At 67.5% G+C, this 18369-nt stretch carries 16 protein-coding genes and 1 pseudogene; 5 read left to right on the forward strand and 12 right to left on the reverse strand.

The window, feature by feature from the left end; all coding sequences use genetic code 11:
• Positions 1-149 precede the first annotated feature (149 nt).
• A complete protein-coding gene (locus WBN46_RS12950; protein ID WP_337731934.1) occupies positions 150-2114 on the reverse strand; it encodes a TonB-dependent copper receptor in 1965 nt (654 codons plus the stop codon).
• Positions 2115-2429: 315 nt separating this feature from the next.
• Here WBN46_RS12950 and nirK point away from each other — a divergent pair, with 315 nt between their 5' ends.
• The 5 genes from nirK to WBN46_RS12975 are packed head-to-tail and all read left to right on the forward strand — an operon-like array spanning position 2430 to position 5652.
• On the forward strand, positions 2430-3491 hold the full coding sequence (nirK, locus tag WBN46_RS12955) for a copper-containing nitrite reductase (protein WP_192202344.1): 1062 nt from the start codon (positions 2430-2432) through the stop codon (positions 3489-3491).
• Positions 3492-3498: 7 nt separating this feature from the next.
• Positions 3499-4281, forward strand: a complete 783-nt coding sequence (locus tag WBN46_RS12960; protein WP_337731871.1) for an SUMF1/EgtB/PvdO family nonheme iron enzyme — start codon at positions 3499-3501, stop codon at positions 4279-4281.
• Complete coding sequence (locus tag WBN46_RS12965; protein WP_337731872.1) at positions 4278-4844, forward strand: SCO family protein; 567 nt, start codon at positions 4278-4280, stop codon at positions 4842-4844. The genes WBN46_RS12960 and WBN46_RS12965 overlap by 4 nt, the downstream gene beginning before the upstream one ends.
• A 54-nt stretch (positions 4845-4898) precedes the next feature.
• Complete coding sequence (gene azu / locus WBN46_RS12970) at positions 4899-5354, forward strand: azurin (protein WP_337731873.1); 456 nt, start codon at positions 4899-4901, stop codon at positions 5352-5354.
• A gap of 58 nt (positions 5355-5412) precedes the next feature.
• Positions 5413-5652, forward strand: coding sequence for a hypothetical protein (locus WBN46_RS12975; RefSeq protein WP_337731874.1), 240 nt, complete (start codon positions 5413-5415; stop codon positions 5650-5652).
• 60 nt (positions 5653-5712) lie between these two features.
• Here the strand turns inward: WBN46_RS12975 and WBN46_RS12980 are convergent, their stop codons facing one another.
• The 11 genes and pseudogenes from WBN46_RS12980 to WBN46_RS13030 all read right to left on the reverse strand — a co-directional run.
• The gene (locus WBN46_RS12980) at positions 5713-7080 is read right to left on the reverse strand and encodes an ATP-binding protein (RefSeq protein ID WP_337731935.1); all 1368 of its coding nucleotides are present in this window, start codon (positions 7078-7080) and stop codon (positions 5713-5715) included.
• Positions 7081-7097: 17 nt separating this feature from the next.
• Positions 7098-7772, reverse strand: coding sequence for a response regulator transcription factor (locus WBN46_RS12985; RefSeq protein WP_337731875.1), 675 nt, complete (start codon positions 7770-7772; stop codon positions 7098-7100).
• 24 nt (positions 7773-7796) lie between these two features.
• Entirely contained in the window at positions 7797-8462 is a 666-nt protein-coding gene (locus WBN46_RS12990) for a tetratricopeptide repeat protein (RefSeq protein WP_337731876.1), read from the reverse strand.
• Positions 8443-9282, reverse strand: coding sequence for an SDR family oxidoreductase (locus tag WBN46_RS12995; protein WP_337731877.1), 840 nt, complete (start codon positions 9280-9282; stop codon positions 8443-8445). Before WBN46_RS12995 ends, WBN46_RS12990 begins: the two co-directional genes overlap by 20 nt.
• Positions 9282-9956: an iron-containing redox enzyme family protein gene (locus WBN46_RS13000; RefSeq protein ID WP_337731878.1), complete on the reverse strand. Its 675-nt coding sequence runs from the start codon at positions 9954-9956 to the stop codon at positions 9282-9284. The genes WBN46_RS12995 and WBN46_RS13000 overlap by 1 nt, the downstream gene beginning before the upstream one ends.
• Positions 9953-11443 carry an AMP-binding protein gene (locus tag WBN46_RS13005; RefSeq protein ID WP_337731879.1) on the reverse strand — a complete coding sequence of 497 codons (1491 nt, stop codon included), beginning with the start codon at positions 11441-11443 and terminating at the stop codon, positions 9953-9955. The genes WBN46_RS13000 and WBN46_RS13005 overlap by 4 nt, the downstream gene beginning before the upstream one ends.
• Before the next feature lie 8 nt (positions 11444-11451).
• Positions 11452-12114: a thermostable hemolysin gene (locus WBN46_RS13010; protein WP_298120552.1), complete on the reverse strand. Its 663-nt coding sequence runs from the start codon at positions 12112-12114 to the stop codon at positions 11452-11454.
• A 139-nt stretch (positions 12115-12253) separates the two neighbouring features.
• Positions 12254-13816 (reverse strand): sodium/sugar symporter, encoded by a 1563-nt coding sequence (locus tag WBN46_RS13015; protein WP_337731880.1) that lies wholly within the window; start codon positions 13814-13816, stop codon positions 12254-12256.
• A 79-nt stretch (positions 13817-13895) separates the two neighbouring features.
• Complete coding sequence (locus WBN46_RS13020) at positions 13896-16451, reverse strand: exo 1,3/1,4-beta-D-glucan glucohydrolase (RefSeq protein WP_337731881.1); 2556 nt, start codon at positions 16449-16451, stop codon at positions 13896-13898.
• A 5-nt stretch (positions 16452-16456) separates the two neighbouring features.
• Positions 16457-17866: a sugar porter family MFS transporter gene (locus WBN46_RS13025; protein ID WP_337731882.1), complete on the reverse strand. Its 1410-nt coding sequence runs from the start codon at positions 17864-17866 to the stop codon at positions 16457-16459.
• Positions 17867-17913: 47 nt separating this feature from the next.
• A pseudogene (locus WBN46_RS13030) lies at positions 17914-18369 on the reverse strand (xylose isomerase); the annotation flags it as partial.

The following is an 18369-nucleotide window of genomic DNA, read 5'->3' on the forward strand; positions in this document are numbered from 1 at the left end:
GTGAGTCTGTCGAACCACGCCTTTCAGGCAAACGCAGGGCGATGGTGACCAGATGATCCTTCGCAAAGAGCGTGGTTCGACAGACTCACCACGAACGGCATTGAGGGACCGCAACAGCCCGCTCAACGGTGCCTGCCGATTCCCTCGCGTCAGTAGCGCAGGTTGAGCTTCATCCAGGCTGTGCGGCCGGGTTCGTTGATGCGTACCGGATCGGCCGGATAGCCGAAGGCGCTGTTCCCGCCGAGGTTGAGGTGTTCGCTGTAGGCGCGGTCGAACAGGTTGTCGATGCCGGCGGTGAGCTGCGCGTATTCGCTGAAGCGGTAGCCGCCGTTGAGCGAGAACACCGCGAAGCCCGCGCTCGGCCCGAGGTCGCGTCCGACCACGTTGCCCTGCGTGGTGCTGACGCGGTCCTGTGCCGCCACCACGCGCCACAGTGCGCCCCATGTCCACGGCCCGTGTTCGCGGCTGGCGGCCACGCGTGCTTCCAGCGGCGGCATCTGCGGCAGTGCGGTGCCGGTGTCGCGCACCTCGCCCCACGCGTAGGACGCCGAACCGGAAAGCGTCCACCCCGGCGCCGGGCGCCAGTCGATGCCGGCTTCGCCGCCGCGGATGTTCGCGTCCACGTTGTGGGCGCGGGTGGTGCTGCCCATCATCCCGGGGGCGTAGTCGAACAGGATGAAGTCCTGCACGCGCCCGGCGTACAGCGATGCCCACGCATCCACCTTCGCACCCTTGTACTGCGCGCCGATGTCGAGCTGCGTGGTGCGCTCCGGCTGCACGCCGGCGAAGGCATTGGCGGAACCCACCGGGCCGCGCGTGGGCGAGAACAGTTCCCAGTAGTCCGGCATGCGCTGCGTGTGGCCGAGGCCGGCATACGCGCCCCAGCGGCCGCCCATGTCGTACTCGTAGCGGACGAACGCACTGGGCAACGATTCCCTGCGTGTCATCCCGGCGGTGGGGTTCGGCACCGGCATCATGCCGGCGGTGGTGGCACGCAGGTCCTGGGCCTCCGCGCGATCGATGCGCAGGCCGCTCATCAGGTGGTGCTTGTCGGTGATGTGCCAGTGCGACTCGGCGAAGGCGCCCCAGCTCTGGAACTTGGCGTCCACCGACCACGGCACGGCGAGATAGGCGCCGCGCCCCATCGCGCTGCGCTTGCTGTGGCGGCTGGCGCGCAGGTCCAGGCCGGCGGTCACTTCCCAGCGATCCTTCTGCCAGGTCGCCGCCACGCGGCCACCGCGCGTGCGATGCGCCACGTTGCTGGCCATCGGCATCGGCATGCTGCCGGTGGGGTCGGGATCGCGCAGCGTGTAGTTGTCCATCACGTGGTCCACGTCGTTCTGGTAGACGTTGGCGACCACGGCGTCCAGCACGCCCCCGATGTGCTTCTTCTCGAAGCGTAGCCCGAGGCTGTCGCGCTCGAACTGCGCGCCGTCCATGCCGCGCCCGGCATAACGGGCCTCCGCGTCGCCGATACCTGCGCTCAGCTCGAGCACGGTGTCTTCGTCCGGCGTCCAGCCGAGCGCGGCATCGGCATTCCACTTCTTCCATGCGGAAGGCACCCGCTCGCCGTTGCCGTCTTCGTAGTCATCGGCTTCGGAACGGTTGGCCGAGACGCGTGCATAGCCGCGTGGCGTGCCGGCGCTGATGTCGAGCACCTGGTCGTTGCGGCCGTGGCTGCCCGCCAGCACGCTGCCTGAAGCCTGCACGCCGGGCTCGGCGAAGTACGGGATCTCGCGCTCGAAGCGCACCGTGCCGGCGGAAGCGCCGCCGCCCCACAGCACGGTCTGCGGCCCCTTGATGACGACCAGGCGGTCGTAGGTTTCCGGCGCGATGTACGACAGCGCGTTGTCCATGCGCGACGGGCATGCGCCGCTCATCGCGCCATCGTTGGTCATCAGGTTGATGCGCGAGCCGAACATGCCGCGTAGCACCGGATCGCCATTGGTGCCGCCGCTGCGCAGCGTGGAGAAGCCGGGAATCGTCTTCAGGTAGTCCGCGCCGTCGCTGGCGGGCACCGGCTGGCGCGGCAGCTTGGGATCGGTGATGAAGGTGGTCGCCATCGCCGGCGCGACGCCCACCACGACGATGCCGTCCAGCGTGGTCGTCGGCATCGCATCGGCGTGCGTCGCAGCGTGCGGTTCGCCCGCATGCGCCAACGGCATGTTGGCGAGCGCGCCCAACAGGGCCACGGCAAGCAGGTTACGGGTCATGGCGCATCTCCCTTCGTGTGATGCGCCCATTCTCACGACGCACCCTGGAGTGCAGATGCGACGCGTTGTCGCAGCCCCCGACGCGCTTGACCTTGGTCAAGCCGATGCGCGAATTCCCGCTTCCGGCCGTCGACGATTGATCCAGATCAACGTCGGCGTCGCAGTGCGTTTCCACCATGGATGCACACCCACCACGACCCATCAAAGGAAAGCGCCATGAAACGCCTGCACCCCCATGTACTCCCCTGCGCCCTCGCCAGCGCGCTCGCTGCGATGTTCGCCATTCCCGCGCTCGCCAGCGACAGGATCGCCCCGGCCGGCGAGACGATCCATGCCGTGCTGACGGCGCCGCCGATGGTGCCCGCGCCGCTCACGCGCAAGACGCCGGCCCATGTCGTGGTCGACCTCGAGATGATCGAGAAGGACATGCGCATGGCCGATGGTGTCACCTACAACTTCTGGACGTTCGGCGGCACGGTGCCGGGCAGCTTCATCCGCGTGCGCAAGGGCGACACGGTGGAGTTCAAGCTGAAGAACCGCCACGACTCGCACATGTCGCACAACATCGACCTGCACGCCGTCACCGGCCAGGGCGGCGGCGCCGAGGCCACGTTCACGCTCCCCGGCCACGAAACGCAGTTCACCTTCAAGGCGCTGAATCCCGGCCTGTACATCTACCACTGCGCGATGGCGCCGGTCGGCATGCACATCGCCAACGGCATGTACGGCTTGATCCTGGTGGAGCCGGAAGAAGGCCTGCCGCCGGTCGACAAGGAGTTCTACGTGGTGCAGGGCGATTTCTACACCGAAGGCGCGTATGGCGAGCCCGGCCTGCAGCCCTTCAGCCTGGAGAAGGCGATCGACGAGCACCCGACCTACGTGGTGTTCAACGGCTCGGTCGATGCGCTGCAGGGCGACAACGCGCTCAAGGCCAAGGCCGGCGAGACGATCCGCATGTTCGTGGGCAATGGCGGCCCCAACCTGGTGTCCAGCTTCCACGTGATCGGCGAGATCTTCGACAAGGTCTGGACCGAGGGCGGCAGCAAGTACCAGGAGAACGTGCAGACCACGCTGATCCCGGCAGGCGGTTCGGCCATGGTCGAGTTCAAGGCGGACGTGCCGGGCAACTTCGTGCTGGTCGACCACAGCATCTTCCGCACGTTCCACAAGGGCTCGCTGGGCATCCTGAAGGTGGAGGGCGAGAAGAATCCCTCCATCTACACCGGGCAGCAGCACGACATCGAGTATCCGGAAGCCAAGCCGGCCGACAAGAAGTGAGGACCGGATGAAACGGACGCTGCCACAGACGGCTTCGATCCTCGTGCTGGCCCTGGCGTCGGCGCTTGCCGTCGCCGGGGACGCGGCGAACGGGTTCCTGCCGGTCGAGGGCGGCGATTTCCGTTCCTCGGTGCGTTACGAGGAAGCCACCCGCCAGACGCGGGTGGCTTCGTTCTCGCTGATGGCGCGGCCGGTCAGCAACGGCGAGTTCGCCGGTTTCGTCGCGCGCCAGCCGCAGTGGCGACGCGACCGGATACCGGCGGTGTTCGCCAGCCCCGGTTACCTGGGCCACTGGGCCACGGCCGACGCGCCCGGGGCGGCGGTCGATGCCGATGCCCCGGTCGTGCACGTGAACTGGTACGCCGCCGATGCCTACTGCCGCGAACAGCAGGCGCGCCTGCCCCGCTTCGTGGAATGGGAATACGCGGCGGCGGCCGATGCGACCCGGCGTGATGCCCGCAGTGATCCGCGATGGCGGATGCGCCAGGTCAACGACGGCACGCCGCATGCGATGGATGCCGCCGCCGATGCGCCAGCCAATGCCTACGGCATCCAGGGCCTGCACGGCGCGTACTGGGAATGGAGCGAGGACTACGCCTCGCTGCTGGGCGACGGCGACCGCCGCGGCCAGCAGGATGGCGACAGCCTGCGCTACTGCGGCGCCACCGCGCTGGCCTTCAACGATCCCGGCGACTACGGCGTGGTCAAGCGCTTCGTCCTGCTGTCGGCCCTGCAGCCCGGGGCCACCCTGGGCAACCTCGGTTTCCGCTGCGCAAGGAGCACTCCATGAAACGCATGTCCTTCTTCCTGTCCGCCACGCTGGCCCTTGCCGGCAGCCTGCACGCGCAGTCGCTGCCGGGCGAATCGGTCTACCACCTGCAAGCGACAACGCAGGATGCCGGCGGACGACCCGTCGCATGGTCGTCGCTGCACGGCCAGCCGCGCGTGGTGTCGATGTTCTATACGAACTGCCATCTGATGTGCCCGCTGATCATCGAGAACGCCAAGAGCGTGCAGAAACAGCTCACGCCGCGCGAACGGGCGAAGCTGGGCATGGTGATGGTCAGCCTGGACCCGGTCCGCGACACCCCGGACGCCTTGCAGGAGGTCGCCAGGCGTCATCGCGTGCCGGCAGGCTGGCAGTTCCTGGCGCCCGCCGGCAACGACGTGCCCGCGATCGCCAGCGTGCTGGACGTGCGCTACCGCTTCCGCGACGACGGCAGCATCAACCACACCAGCGTGCTGGTGCTGCTGGACGCCGACGGCCGGATACGCGCCCGCAGCGAAGTGACCGGCGCCGCCGCCGACCCCGCGTTCCTGATCCAGATCAAGGCGCTGCTCGCCGGACCGTGATGACATGGCACCCACACCCCTTCCCGATCCCCACCATCCCCAAGGAGCCTCTCCATGAAACTGTCCCGTACCCTCGTCGCCATCGCCCTGCTCAGCGCCGCCGGCATGGCGCAGGCCGCCGGCAACTGCACCGTCAGCCTGAAGGGCGACGATGCGATGAAGTTCGACCTGAAGGAAGCCACCGTTTCCGCCAGTTGCCCGACCATCACCATCGAGCTGACCCACAGCGGCAAGCTGCCCGTGACCGCGATGGGCCACAACGTGGTGGTCTCCAAGACCGCCGACCTGGCCGGCGTGGCACGCGATGGCATGAAGGCCGGCGCGGCGGGTGCCTACGTGCCGGCGGGCGACGCACGCGTGATCGCGCACACCTCGCTGGTGGGCGGCGGCCAGAAGACGAAGATCACCTTCCCCGGCAAGAAGCTCACCGCCGGTGGCGACTACAGCTTCTTCTGCAGCTTCCCCGGCCACTCCACCCTGATGAAGGGCAAGCTGGTCGTCACCAAGTAATCCGCTCCGACCCACGATGCGCCGCCTGCGGGCGGCGCATCCCTTTGTGGAGCAGGCCATGGAATACGTCATCCGCCTGGGCGATGCCCCCATCGACCTGGCCGTCATCGAACGCCACCTGCAGGATCTGGATCCTGCGGCGGTGCTGGACCTGGATGCGCGCTCGGGATGCCTGCGGTGTTCCACCAGCGCGCTCGCGGTGGAACTGCTGATGACCCTCGCGCAGGCGGGCCACCGCGTCACGCCCGACACCATCGAACGCCTGCCTTCGGTGTGCTGCGGTGGCTGCAGCGGGTGAGGCAGGACTACCTGCCGTCAGCCTCATCCCGAAGACCAGCCCCCGTGCCGATCCGTCCGCTCATGTGCCGAGCGGGAGTTCCACGCGTGCGACGAGGCCACCCAGGCGCGCCGAACCACCCAGATGGATGCGCCCACCGTGGGCCGTGACAGCCTCTGCGGCGATGGCGAGCCCCAGCCCGCTGCCGTCGCTCCCCCCGCCCAGGCGCCGGTAGAAGCGGTCGAAAACCCGTTCCCTTTCATCCTCGGGGATGCCCGGGCCACTGTCTTCCACCGTCAGCACCGCATGCGTGCCCGTGCTGGAAGTCCCCACTTCGATCACGCCCCCTGCCGGCGTATAGCGCAGTGCATTCTCGATCAGGTTGCGGACCAACAGGCCCAGCGCGAACTCGTCTCCCCACAGCTGCGCGCCTTCCAGCGTCAGCTGGATCTCCTGGTTCTTTCGCTCCGCCAACGGCCGGAGTTCCTCCATCTCCGTCCTCACCAGCGCATCGAGATCGAGCCTTGAATGCGCGCGCGCGCCGCCCAGGCTCTCGGCGCGGCTGAGCGAAAGAAGCTGGGATGCCAGCCGTTCCACGCGTTCGATGCTGATGCCGAGCAGTTCCTGGGACTGCGCCCGATCCTGTTCGTCGATGGCATGGCGCGCATTGTCCGCATGCACCTTCAATGCGCTGATCGGCGTCCGCAGTTCGTGGGCGGCATCCGCAACGAAGTTCCGCTCGCGTGCGAGCGCGACATCCAGCCGCTGCAGCAATCCGTTGATGGCGCTTACCAGGCCCTGCGCCTCGCGCGGCACATCGGCAGGATCCAGCGGCAGCAGCCGCTCCGGATGGCGTTGGCCGATCTCCATCGACAGGCCACGCAGCGAGCGGGTGGCCAGGGCAACGCTCCACCAGATCACCAGCGCCATCAGCGGAAGCGCGAGCAGCAAGGGAAGCAATGTCCCTCCCGCGATATCGGTGGCCAGCTCCTGTCGGATGTCGGCAAGCTCGGCAGACTGGAACCAACGGCCATTCGACGAGCGCAGCGTGAACGTGCGCCAGCGTGCGCCTTCGATCACGACATCGGAGAACCCGGGTTCCGCCACCGCCAAGGGTGTCGTCGGAGCGCTGTCCGAACGCAGCAGCAAGCGCTGCTTCGTATCCCATACCTGGAACGCAAGCTTGTTCTCGTACGCGTGGCCGTCATCGAAAGCGAGCGCTTCGCCGACGCCCTGTGCTTCGCCGTGCCAGCCGCGCAGGACGATCGGTTCACCCGGGTAGGCATTGAGCTCGCTCAAGGGCTCGTCGACCAGACTCACCAGTACACGGGTGGATTGCACGAGCCTGGCGTCGAACATTTCGCCAGCTTCCTGCAGGCCCGCACGGTAGCTGAGCCAGCCGGCCGCCGACATCACGACGCCGAGCGTGCCGAGCAACATCAGCAGCAGCGTCGTACGCATCGATCTCATGCGGTGTCTCCGGCAACGTCGCCAAGGGCATAGCCGATGCCACGCACCGTGCGGATTGCCGCCGGTTCCAGCTTGCGACGGAGCTGGTGGACATGCACGTCCACTGCGTTGCTGGCGACATCCTCGTTCCAGCCGTAGAGATGCCGCTGGATCGTGTCGCGCGCCATCGGGCGGCCACGTTGCTCCATCAGGACACGCAGCAATGCGAATTCACGCCGGGTGAGATCCAGTCTTCGTCCTTTCCATGTCGCGGTGAGCGTGGCCGGATCCAGGCGCAGAGGGCCCGCTTCCAGCGAAGGGGTCGCCCTTCCGGAACTGCGCCTGATCAGCGCACGTACCCTGGCCAGCAGTTCGGCGGTATCGAATGGCTTTCCCAGGTAGTCGTCCGCCCCGACATCCAGCCCCAGCGTGCGATCGGATGGCCGTTCGCGGGCGCTCAGCACGAGGATGGGCACCGGGTTCCCGGCGGCGCGTACCTGCCGGATCACCTCGATGCCATCCATCCGCGGCAACCCCAGGTCCAGCACTACGAGGTCGAACTCGCCATCGCGCATCGCCATGAGTCCGCTTGCACCATCCTGCACCCAATCGACCGCGAAGGCACCGCGCCGCAAAGCGATGCAGATGCCTTCGCCCAGCAATGGATCGTCTTCCACCAGCAGGATGTGCATGCGGTCAGTCTGGTGTGCCCCCCCTCAGTTGGCAAGGTGCTCGGCGACGTCCTTCAGCTTGCTCTCCGCCTCGCGTCGGCGACCCGCATCGGCCACTTCCCGACCCGGCCGGGCCGGTGCCGCCAGCGCTTTCTGGAAGGCCGCGCGCGCGCCTGTCCAGTCCTTCTGGTCGAGCAGGAAATCCGCATAGAAATAGTTGGCGTCGATACCATCCGGATCGATGGCCAACCCCTTGCGGAGCATGGCGCGCGCCTTGTCGTCGTCGCCGAAGCCAAGCGGCCAGCCCGGTACCTGGTAGTACAGCGCGCCCAGGCTGGTGTAGGCCGCACCATCGAGCGCATCAGGCGAGATCTGGATGGCCGCCTCGAAATCGGCACGCGCACGCTTGACCAGCCCCAGCGCCCCCATCCCGCCCTTCTCGCCCGCCAGGCTCGACAGCACGATGCCCTCCCAGATCAGGGCGGACGCATCGCGCGGGTGCGTCTCCCGGATCTTCGCGGCCTGGCGCGCGAGCTCCTCGAAGGCCGATTCGCGCTGTGCCTTCGGTACCTGGTAGTTGATCTGCGCCCAGCGGTCGCGTACCTGGCCGGTCGTGGTGGCACCGGGCTCACCCGCCAGGGCAATCCCGACCAACAGCGTGGTGGACATGAGGATCAGGAAGAGCATGGACTTACCGTAAGCGTGGTTCATGGTGGATGTTCTCCTCGGTGGATGATCGTGGTCGTCGCGCATGCCGGCGAACGATGGGCAGGCTGTCGCGCAGATTGCGATCGACCAGTCCGGGCACCAGCCCATTGATGCGCGCGAAGAATTTTTCCGGCCAACCGATCTGCATCCTCGACCGCCCCTGCACGATGGCCGCGACCAGCTGGCGTGCGACTTCGGCGGGCACGTCGCTGCTGACCTTGAGTTCGGCATTCAGCGCATCGACGGCCGGCGTGTTGAACGGCGTGCGGGTGGCGCGCGGCGACAGGTACTGGAAGCGCAGGCCGGTATCTGCGTATTCCCGTGCCAGCGCTTCGGTCAGTCCGCGCAGGCCGAACTTGCTGGCGCTGTAGGCCGCGAAGCCGGGGAATGCCAGACTGCCGAAGGTGGAGCCGACAACGACCACGGTGGCCGATGCGTGCGTCCTCAGGAGTGGCAGCAACGCATGCGCGAGCAGCATCGGCGCCACCAGGTTGGTCTGCACCAACCGGTCCATGTCGACGGGATCCTGCTCTTCGAACAGACCGAATGCCGCCTGCGCGTGAGCCAGCACCAGCACCGAAGGCAGCGGGCTCGCGGCGTGTGCCGCGCGCAGCAGATGGGCGCGCCCCTCCTCCGTCGCCACATCGGCGACGACCCACGACGTGCTGCCGACAGGCATGTCCCGCGCGACCCGGCGCAGCTTGGCCTCGTCGCGCCCCACTGCAAGCACGCGCGCACCGGCGGCGACCAGCGCCGCGCACAACGGTTGGCCAATACCGCCGCTGGCACCGGTCAGGATCACGGTTCTCCCCGCGAGTTCCATCACGCCGCCTCGGCCAGGCGTGTGCCATCGGCACGCAGGGTGCGGAAGATGTCGCCATAGAGCACGTAGAAGCGTCGTGCGGCATGGATGACTGCCGCCTGGTCGCCCAGGTCGTCCAGGCGATCCATCAGGCGCTTGAAGAAGCCGACATGTTCGATGTCCAGGTCGCCATGCGACAACAGGTAGCCGAATGCATTGCGCGGCAGGTCGAGCGAGGTCTGCAGCGTGTTGGCGGCGCGCGTGGCGAGCGCCACGCTGGTGCCCTCCAGCACCAGCACCATGCCGAAGAAGCCGACCGGGTTGCCGCGCTGGATGGTGTCGTAGGCGTAACTGACCATCAGCTCCGTCGCCAGTGACGGCGACGACATCGCGGCCGCGGCACGGTCCTCGCCACATGCCGCGATATCGTCCAGCACCCACTCGTGGTGCCCCATCTCTTCAGCGATGTATTCGCCGACCGCCGTGCGCAGCCATTCCAGGCGTGCGGGCAGGCGCGCACCGCAGGCCATCAGCAAGGGCACCGTGTGGCGGACATGGTGATAGGCCTGGGTAAGGAAGGCCACGTAATCCTGGCGCGCTATCCTGCCCGCCAGCGCGGACTGGATGAGGGGAATGGAAAGCAGGCTGTCGCGCTCGCGCATGGTCTGCGCGACCAGCTCGTCATGGAAACTCATGCGGTGACTCCGGAGGGGGAAATGATCGGGGGAAGGCGATAGCAGGCGTCGACGTCGGCCTGGTAGCGGTCGAGGATGGCGGCGCGGCGCGGACGGCCGTTCGCGGTCATCAGCCCCGCATCCGCGGTGAAGGGTGCGGCGCGCACGAAACGCGCGACGCGCGCATAGTCGGGTAGTCCGGCGTTGACCTCGCCCAGCGCACGCATGATCTGTGCGTCGCCCACGTCGGGACGTCGCGGCACCAGCACCGCGACGTTGTCCGCCTGGCCCTCGCCCCAGACCACCGCCTGCGCGATGGCCGGATGCGCCAGCAGTTCGCTCTCCACCCACTCCGGCGACACATTCCGCCCGAAGGCGGTGATGAAGACATTCTTGCGGCGTCCGGTGATGTGGACGAAACCTTCGTCGTCGCGATAGCCCAGGTCGCCCGTGCGCAACGGCCCCTCTTCCAGCGGGTCGCCCCCGAGGTAACCCAGTGCGCGTGCGCCCTCGACGCAGATCTCGCCATCCACGATCGAGACGCCGGCATGCGGCAAGGCCTGGCCGACGCTGCCATCACGCGTGGCGCCCGGGCGATTGAGGCACACCACGGAACCGCACTCTGTCAGGCCATAACCTTCGAACACGGGAAGGCCGAGCACGCGCGCACGCGCGAGCAGGCCGGGCCCCACGCGCCCACCACCCACCGCGATGTAGCGCAACGAGGCGGGCAAGGGAGCGCCCTGCTCCGCCGCCATCACCAGTGCCAGCAGCAACTGGGGCACCAGGATCACGCTTTCGGGCTGGTAGCGGTGCAGGCAACGCAGCAGCGTGGGCACGTCGAGGCCGGTCGCGCCGGTGTAGCCGATCTCGGACAGCGACGGCAGTGCGATCTCCGCATCCGCCAGGAGGGCGGCGTACAGCCCGGCCACGTTCTCCAGCAGCGTTGCGAGCGGCATCAGGCACAGATGGCGGCGGGGTGCGATCGCGGCGGCGGCATCGACCAGCGACCCCGCCACGCCGAACAGCGTGTGCGCATCCAGGCACACGCCTCGCGGGCGACCCGTCGTGCCGGACGTGTAGGTGATGCAGCCGGTGCGAAGCGGCAGCACCGGTGCCGCCGCTTCGTCCACCTGCGCACGCCAGCATGCCAGGCGCTCGCCATCGAGGAACCCGGTCAGCGCCTCGACGCCGGGCGGCATGGCGTCCTCGCGGGAAGTGACAACGCATTGCGCACCGCTGTTGGCCAGCGCGTGCAGCACCTGCGCGTCGGAGAAGAACATCGGCAGCGGCACATGCACGCCGCCGGTTTCGCGGATTGCCATGTCCAGCACGAACCAGCTCGGCCCGTTGTCCAGGCGACTGGCGACGCGCCGGATGTCCATCTTCGTCATCCACTCGACGAGGTGCCCGATCCGTGCGGCAAGCGTCTGGTCATCCAGGGTGCCGTTCGCCGTGATCAGGCGGGCACGCCCGCTGGCTTCGGACGCGCGCAGGACGACATCCATCGGTGTCCTCATGGTGACCCCGCCAGACAAAGGTCGGGGGTGCCGCTGCATGTCCGGGGCATGTGCCTGCCCCGCAGGTAGGCCACGCCCTCTGCGAGGTTGCCGCATATCAGGCGTGGTCGCGACGCGTAGTAGGAACCCCAGTCTCCACCGGCATCGCCGAGCCGTTCGGCGCGCGCTTCAGCCAGTTCGATCATCGGCAGATGCAGGCGCTCGAACGCATTGCGCAACTGTCGGGTGGCGACCAGCAGGACCCATGTCATGCCCGCCGACTGCAGGGTCAGCGCAAGCTGCAGGATGAGTTCGCGCGCGATGCCGGGCGTGGTGGCGGCGAAGTTGCCGGCTTCGACTATCAGGCGGCGGTCGATCTGCGCGATCTGCTGGTGCGCCATCACCTGTTCGACCGGCGCATCCAGGTAGTGCTCGACGAACAGCGGCCCCTCCCCTCCGGCACGCACGCCGACGGCAGCGGCAAGCCGGCCATCGCTGTCGCGATAGGCGAGCAGATGGGGGAAGAAGCTGCGCAGTGCTGCGCCGTAGCGTTCGCGATAGACGTCGCTGATGAACGACTCGACTTCGTCCCGGTCAGGATCGTGGCGATCAATCAGCTGGACGCTGGCGAAGCGTCCCGGCAGCGGGGCAAGTACGATGTGGGAGCGGATCCAGTGCATGGCGTGCATGCTGGAATCGCTCGATTAAGGGTCAATTAGCTCGAAGTTAAGCGCTCATTAGATTCCCGGCACGAATTCGTGAGAATCCGCACCGCGTCACCGCGGGGCTAAACCGGCTCTGAACGTCGCGCAACGGACATCACCAGAACAGCGTATACAGCGCCACGAGAATGGCGAGCACGGCAACGGCGCCGATGTTGAAGGCGCCGCTGGTGCGGTAGTCCACGTCGCGGGTCTGGATGATGTCCTTCTCCGGCGCGTGCGGCGTGACCAGCGAGACGATCACCGCCAGTGCCAGCGCCAGCAGGAACACCAGGCCGACGCGATCGATGAAGGGCAGCGCCGGCCACGCCAGCTTCAGCACGATGGACAACACGAACGAACCGATCGCCGCCGCCAGCGCGCCGGCTTCGTTGGCGCGCTTCCAGAACAGGCCCAGCACGAAGATCACCACGATGCCCGGGGTGAAGAAGCCGGTGTATTCCTGGATGTACTGGAATGCCTGGTCGAAACTGCCCAGCAGCGGCTTGGCCGCCAGGATGCCGAGCACCACCGTGACCACCGCCGCGATGCGCCCGACACGCACCAGCTTCGTTTCATCGTGCTGACGCTTGCCCTTGGCGTAGAAGTCGAGCGTGAAGATGGTCGCCACCGAATTGATCTTCGACGCCAGCGACGCGACGATCGCGGCCACCAGCGCGGCGAACACCAGGCCGAGGATGCCGGTAGGCAGCAGGCGCATCATCGTCGGATACGCCTGGTCGGGCTTGTCCAGTCCCGGCGCCAGCATCACCGCCGCGATGCCCGGCAGCACCACGATCACCGGCATCAGCAGCTTCAGGAACGCGGCGAACAGCACGCCCTTCTGCGCCTCGCCGATGTCCTTCGCCGCGAGGGCGCGCTGGATGATGTACTGGTTGAAGCCCCAGTAGCTGATGTTCATGATCCACATGCCGCCGATCAGCACGCTGAGGCCCGGCAGGTCCTTGTAGAACGGGTTGTCCTTGTCGAGGATCATCTCGAAGTGGCCCGGCTGCGCTTCCCACAGCTTGCGGAAGCCGGCGACGATGCCTGCGCCGTCGCCGAGTTCGTTGAGCGTCAGGCCGGCGACCAGCAAACCTCCCAGCACCAGCAGTGACACCTGCACGATGTCGGTCAGCGCCACGGCCTTCAGGCCGCCGTACAGCTGGTACAGCAACGCGAACACGCCGATCAGCACCACCGCCAGCATCTGGTCCATGCCGGTGACCTGCGACACCGCGATGGCGCCCAGCCACAGGATCGAGGTGACGTTGACGAACACGTACAGGCCCAGCCAGAACACGGCCATCAGGGTGCGGATGCGCGCGCCGTAACGCTGTTCCAGGAACTGCGGCATCGTGTAGATGCCGTTGCGCAGGAATACCGGCAGGAACCACTTGCCGACGATCAGCAGTGTGGCCGCGGCCATCCACTCGTACGAGGCGATGGCCAGGCCGATGGCATAGCCGGAACCGGACATGCCGATGATCTGTTCGGCCGAGATATTGGCCGCGATCAGCGACGCACCGATGGCCCACCACGGCAGCGACTTGCTGGCGAGGAAGTAGTCCTTCGCGTCCTTGGTGTGTCCCGCTTTCTCGCGCGACACCCATTGCGCCAGCACGAAGATGCCGGCCAGGTAGGCCAGCACGATGCCGATATCCAGTCCCGACAGTGTCATCCCGTTCCCCTATCCCAAAACGACAAGCGATGCCGTGATGCATTCCCGGACGCCTGCGCGCCCGGGAATGCGCTCACGCTCAACGCGGGCAGTCGACCGCCTGCTCCGCCTGGTCCAGCGACCCGAGTGCGACGCGCGAGACCGAGATCGTCATCGTCCCTGCAGTACCGACGGACCACGGACGATCCAGCTTGGCGACATCGGCACCCGCCTTGGCCAGGCACTTCAGCGGCACGCCGACCCGCGTCCACTGGCCCACCGGCAGCTTCGCCAACGTCGGCGCCAATGCCACGCGCGCGGTGCATCCGGTGCCGCAGCCGACCGACAGCCAGGCGTCGCCACTCGGCGCGGTGTCGACACGCAAGGTGGTCAGCAGCATCACGTCGCCATTGCTTTCACGCTGCAGGTCCAGCGCAGTGTGCGACTGCAACGCGGCCGCCGCTTCGCCCTTGCCCGACCACGCGAGGCGGCGTCCGTCTTCCTGCGCCAGGTGGTCCACGCCAGTGACGCGCAGCAGATCGCCCGCCAGTGCTTCCGGCACCTTGGTGACGGTCACGCCCTGGCCGTCGGCGGTCTCGAGCCGCAACGCCATGCCTGAGCCGGCATCGCCGCGCGCGAAGAACACGCCGCTCGCGCCCTCGTCGCCGCTCACGCCGGATTCCTCCGGCAATGCCGCCAGATCGCCCTTGTCGGCGTAGGTCAGGCCATAGCCGAACGCGAACAGCGGGTCGTAGCCTTCCTGCCCCACGTTGTTGGCGTACTGCGTGGCGGTGCGCGGCCAGCTGAAGCTGAGCTTGCCCTTGAAGTCGTGCTGCACGCTGCCATCGGCCTTGCGCAGCAGCACATCGGCGATGCCGCCGCCTTCCGAGCCTGGCAGCCATGCGGCGACGAACGCATCGGCCGCATTGATCTCGCGGTTCATCCACAGCGGACGCCCGCTCAGGAACACCGCCACCACCGGGATGCCTTCCGCCTTCAGGCGCTTGATCAATTCGAGGTCAGCGTCATCACCCGGCTTGTAGAGCAGCGTCTGCAGGTCGCCCTGGAATTCCGCGTACGGGTTCTCGCCGAACACGACCACCGCGACGTCGGGCTTCTGCGTGTACTTGCCATCGAGGGCGAGGATCGCTTCGCCGCCCGCCGCCTTCGCCTGTTGCGCGATGCCTTCGTAGATCGAATCGGCGTTGGGGAAGTCCTTGCGCGTGGTGCCGGTGCCCTGCCAGTTGAGCGTCCAGCCACCGGCCTGCTTGCCGACATCGTTCGCGCCGTCGCCGGCCACCAGGATGCGCTGCTTCGGCGCCAGCGGCAGCACACCGCCGGCATTCTTCAGCAGTACCAGCGATTCGCGCACGGCCTGGCGCGCGACGGCACGATGTTCCGGCGAACCGAGCAACGCGAACTGTCCACCCACCGTGCGCGCCGACGGCTTGCCCGCTTCGAACAGGCCCAGGCGGAACTTCACCCGCAGGATCCGGCGCACTGCGTCGTCCAGGCGTTCCTGGCTGATCGTGCCCGCCTTCACCGCTGCCAGCGTGGTCTCGTAGAACCCCTTCCAGCTGTCGGAGGCCATCGCCATGTCGAGGCCGGCGTTGATCGTCGCCGGACAATCGGTGTTGGTGCAGCCCTTCACCTGGCCGTGGCCGTTCCAGTCGCCGACGACGAAGCCGCCGAACTGCATGCGGCCCTTCAGCGCATCGGTCAGGTACGGCTTGTGGCCGTGCATCTTCTCGCCGTTGACGCTGTTGAACGAGGCCATCGCCGTCTGCGCACCGGCCGCGATTGCCGGCGGATAGCCAGCGGCGTGGATGCGTACCAGCTCGGCTTCGCTGATCTTCGTGTCGCCCTGGTCCTTGCCGTTGGTGGTGCCGCCATCGCCGAGGAAATGCTTCACCGAGGCGATCACGTGGCGGCCGTCGAGGAAGCCGGACGTGCCGACCTTGCCCTGCAGGCCTTCCACCATCGCGCCGGCATAGCTGGCCACCACGTCGGGTGATTCCGAATAGCCTTCGTACGTGCGGCCCCAGCGGTCGTCCTGCGGCACCGCCACGGTCGGCGCGAACGTCCACTCCATGCCGGTGGCGCGCGTTTCCAGCGCGGTGATCTCGCCGATCCGGCGCAGCAGCTCCGGATTGCGCGCCGCGCCCAGGCCGATGTTGTGCGGGAACAGCGTGGCGCCGACGATGTTGCTCTGCCCGTGCACGGCATCGATGCCGAAGATCACCGGGATCGCCTTGCCACCCTGCGAGGTGTCCATCGATGCTTCGTAGAAGGCATCGGCCAGCGCCAGCCATTCGGCCGGCGAGGCGTCATAGCGGCCACCCGGATCGGAATTGCCGCCGGCCAGGATCGAACCGAGCCGGTACTTGCGCACGTCGTCCGGCGTGATGCTGGCGATGTCGCCCTGCACCAGCTGGCCGACCTTCTCTTCCACCGTCATCGTGGCCATCAGGTCGGTGATGCGCTTCTCCAGCGCGGCGTCCTCGGCCAGCGGCCAGGCGACCTGCGGCCATGGGTTGGACGCGGCCACCGTCGCCGGGGCCTCGGTCTTGCCGTCGCCCTTGCAGGCGCCGAGCGCCAGCGCCACGGCCGCGATCAGCACGCCGCCACGGGCGCGCAGGGAATTCCGCTTCGTCATGGTCTTCATCCTTCCATCTGCTCCAGTTCCTTGCCCTTGGTCTCGTGAACATACTTCAGCACGAAGAAGACCGAGATGATCGCCGAAACCAGGTAGATGCTGTAGGTCGCCGCCAGGCCGATGGCCGCCAGCAGGATCGGGAAGGTCACGGTGATGGCGAAGTTCGACGTCCATTGCGCCGCCCCGGCCACCGCCAGCGCCGAGCCGCGGATCTGGTTGGGGAACATCTCGCCCAGCATCACCCACATCACCGGGCCCCACGAGATGTTGAAGAACACCACGTACGCATTGGCCGCCACCAGCGCCAGCGTGCCCATGCCCTCGGGCAGCTGCAGGTGGCCGTCGACCAGCGAACCGCTGGCGAACGCCACCACCACCAGGGCCAGCGACACCGCCATGCCGGCCGAGCCGATCCACAGCAGCGGCTTGCGGCCGATGCGGTCGATCAGCAGCACGGTGACGATGCAGGCGCCGATGCTGAGCGCGCCGGACAGCACGTTGATCGCGAGTGCATCGTTCTCGGAGAAGCCGACCGCCTGCCACAGCACCGCGCCGTAGTAGAACACCACATTGATGCCGACCAGTTGCTGGAACGTGGCCAGGCCGATGCCCACCCAGACGATGGGACGGATCCTGCCGGTGGTCTTGTTCTTCAGGTCGGAGAGCCGCGGACGATGGTGGTCCTCCGACAGCGAGGCATCGATCTCGGCGAGCTTGGTCTGCGCTTCGGCACCCCCGAACAGCCGCGTCAGCACGCGCAGCGCTTCGTCCTTGCGCCGCTTCACCACCAGATAGCGCGGACTCTCGGGAATGGTGAGCAGCAGGCCCAGGAACAGCAGCGACGGCACCGCCTGCATCCAGAACATCCAGCGCCACGCGGCATGTCCGCCCCACAGCGCTTCGGTGGACGCACCGGCTTTCGCAGCCAGCAGGTAGTTGGACAGGAACGCGGCGGTCAGGCCGCTGATGATGGCGATCTGCTGCACCGTGGCGAGACGGCCGCGGTAGCGCGCCGGCGCGACTTCGGCGATGTAAGCCGGCGAGATCACGCTCGCCGCGCCGACCGCGAACCCGCCGATCACCCGCGCGATGACGAACACCACCGATGACGTTGCCGCGCCGGCACCGATGGCCGACAGCAGGAACAGCACCGCCGAGATGATCAGCACGTTGCGTCGGCCCAGGCTGTCGGCCAGCCGGCCGGCGCTGAAGGCACCGACCGCGCAGCCCAGCAGCATCGAGGCCACTTCGAAACCGAGACCCGCCTTGGTGGAACCGAACGCCTGCTGCAGGCCATCGACGGTGCCGTTGATGACCCCGCTGTCGAAGCCGAACAGGAATCCGCCGATCGTCGCCACCACGCTGATCAACACGATCAGCCGGGTGTTTTCGCCCCCGGTCATTGTCTGACTCATTGCCTTCCCCTTCCTCGATCCGCTGTTGTCGATGCGACCTGCCGCGCTCAGCGCAGCAGGTACTGGTTGAGCAGGTTCTCGTAACGCTCCTGCTTGCCGCTGATCTGCTTGGGTTCGCCCTGCCCGGTCGCCAGCGCGGCCAGATCGGCCAGGCCCAGCGTGCCGTTCTCGAAGTCCTTGCCTTGGACACTGTCGAAGCTGGCGTAGCGCTCCTTGCGCCACTGCTCCCACGGCGAGTCGGTCAGCAGCGCGTGGGCGACTTCAAGACCACGCGCGAACGCGTCCATGCCGCCGATGTGGGCGATGAACAGGTCTTCCAGATCGGTCGACTCGCGGCGCACCTTGGCATCGAAATTCAGGCCACCCTCCAGCCCGCCCTGGCGCAGTACCACCAGCATGGCGCCGACGGTGTCGTACAGATCGGTGGGGAACTGGTCGGTATCCCAGCCGTTCTGCGCATTGCCGCGGTTGGCATCGATGCTGCCCAGCAGGCCGTGGTCGCT

It is taken from the genome of Pseudoxanthomonas sp. CCNWLW251, assembly GCF_037402255.1.
GTDB lineage: Bacteria > Pseudomonadota > Gammaproteobacteria > Xanthomonadales > Xanthomonadaceae > Pseudoxanthomonas_A.

Excerpts from the sequence above, each read along its gene's own strand:
- WBN46_RS12985 (WP_337731875.1), bottom strand. The coding sequence starts at position 7,772 with ATGCACATCCTGCTGGTGGAAGACGATCCATTGCTGGGCGAAGGCATC.
- WBN46_RS13015 (WP_337731880.1), bottom strand. The coding sequence starts at position 13,816 with ATGACACTGTCGGGACTGGATATCGGCATCGTGCTGGCCTACCTGGCC.
- WBN46_RS12960 (WP_337731871.1), top strand. The coding sequence starts at position 3,499 with ATGAAACGGACGCTGCCACAGACGGCTTCGATCCTCGTGCTGGCCCTG.
- WBN46_RS12975 (WP_337731874.1), top strand. The coding sequence starts at position 5,413 with ATGGAATACGTCATCCGCCTGGGCGATGCCCCCATCGACCTGGCCGTC.
- nirK (WP_192202344.1), top strand. The coding sequence starts at position 2,430 with ATGAAACGCCTGCACCCCCATGTACTCCCCTGCGCCCTCGCCAGCGCG.
- WBN46_RS13025 (WP_337731882.1), bottom strand. The coding sequence starts at position 17,866 with ATGAGTCAGACAATGACCGGGGGCGAAAACACCCGGCTGATCGTGTTG.
- WBN46_RS12950 (WP_337731934.1), bottom strand. The coding sequence starts at position 2,114 with ATGCCGACGACCACGCTGGACGGCATCGTCGTGGTGGGCGTCGCGCCG.
- WBN46_RS12965 (WP_337731872.1), top strand. The coding sequence starts at position 4,278 with ATGAAACGCATGTCCTTCTTCCTGTCCGCCACGCTGGCCCTTGCCGGC.
- azu (WP_337731873.1), top strand. The coding sequence starts at position 4,899 with ATGAAACTGTCCCGTACCCTCGTCGCCATCGCCCTGCTCAGCGCCGCC.
- WBN46_RS12995 (WP_337731877.1), bottom strand. The coding sequence starts at position 9,282 with ATGGAACTCGCGGGGAGAACCGTGATCCTGACCGGTGCCAGCGGCGGT.
- WBN46_RS13020 (WP_337731881.1), bottom strand. The coding sequence starts at position 16,451 with ATGACGAAGCGGAATTCCCTGCGCGCCCGTGGCGGCGTGCTGATCGCG.
- WBN46_RS13010 (WP_298120552.1), bottom strand. The coding sequence starts at position 12,114 with ATGCACTGGATCCGCTCCCACATCGTACTTGCCCCGCTGCCGGGACGC.
- WBN46_RS13000 (WP_337731878.1), bottom strand. The coding sequence starts at position 9,956 with ATGAGTTTCCATGACGAGCTGGTCGCGCAGACCATGCGCGAGCGCGAC.
- WBN46_RS13005 (WP_337731879.1), bottom strand. The coding sequence starts at position 11,443 with ATGGATGTCGTCCTGCGCGCGTCCGAAGCCAGCGGGCGTGCCCGCCTG.
- WBN46_RS12990 (WP_337731876.1), bottom strand. The coding sequence starts at position 8,462 with ATGAACCACGCTTACGGTAAGTCCATGCTCTTCCTGATCCTCATGTCC.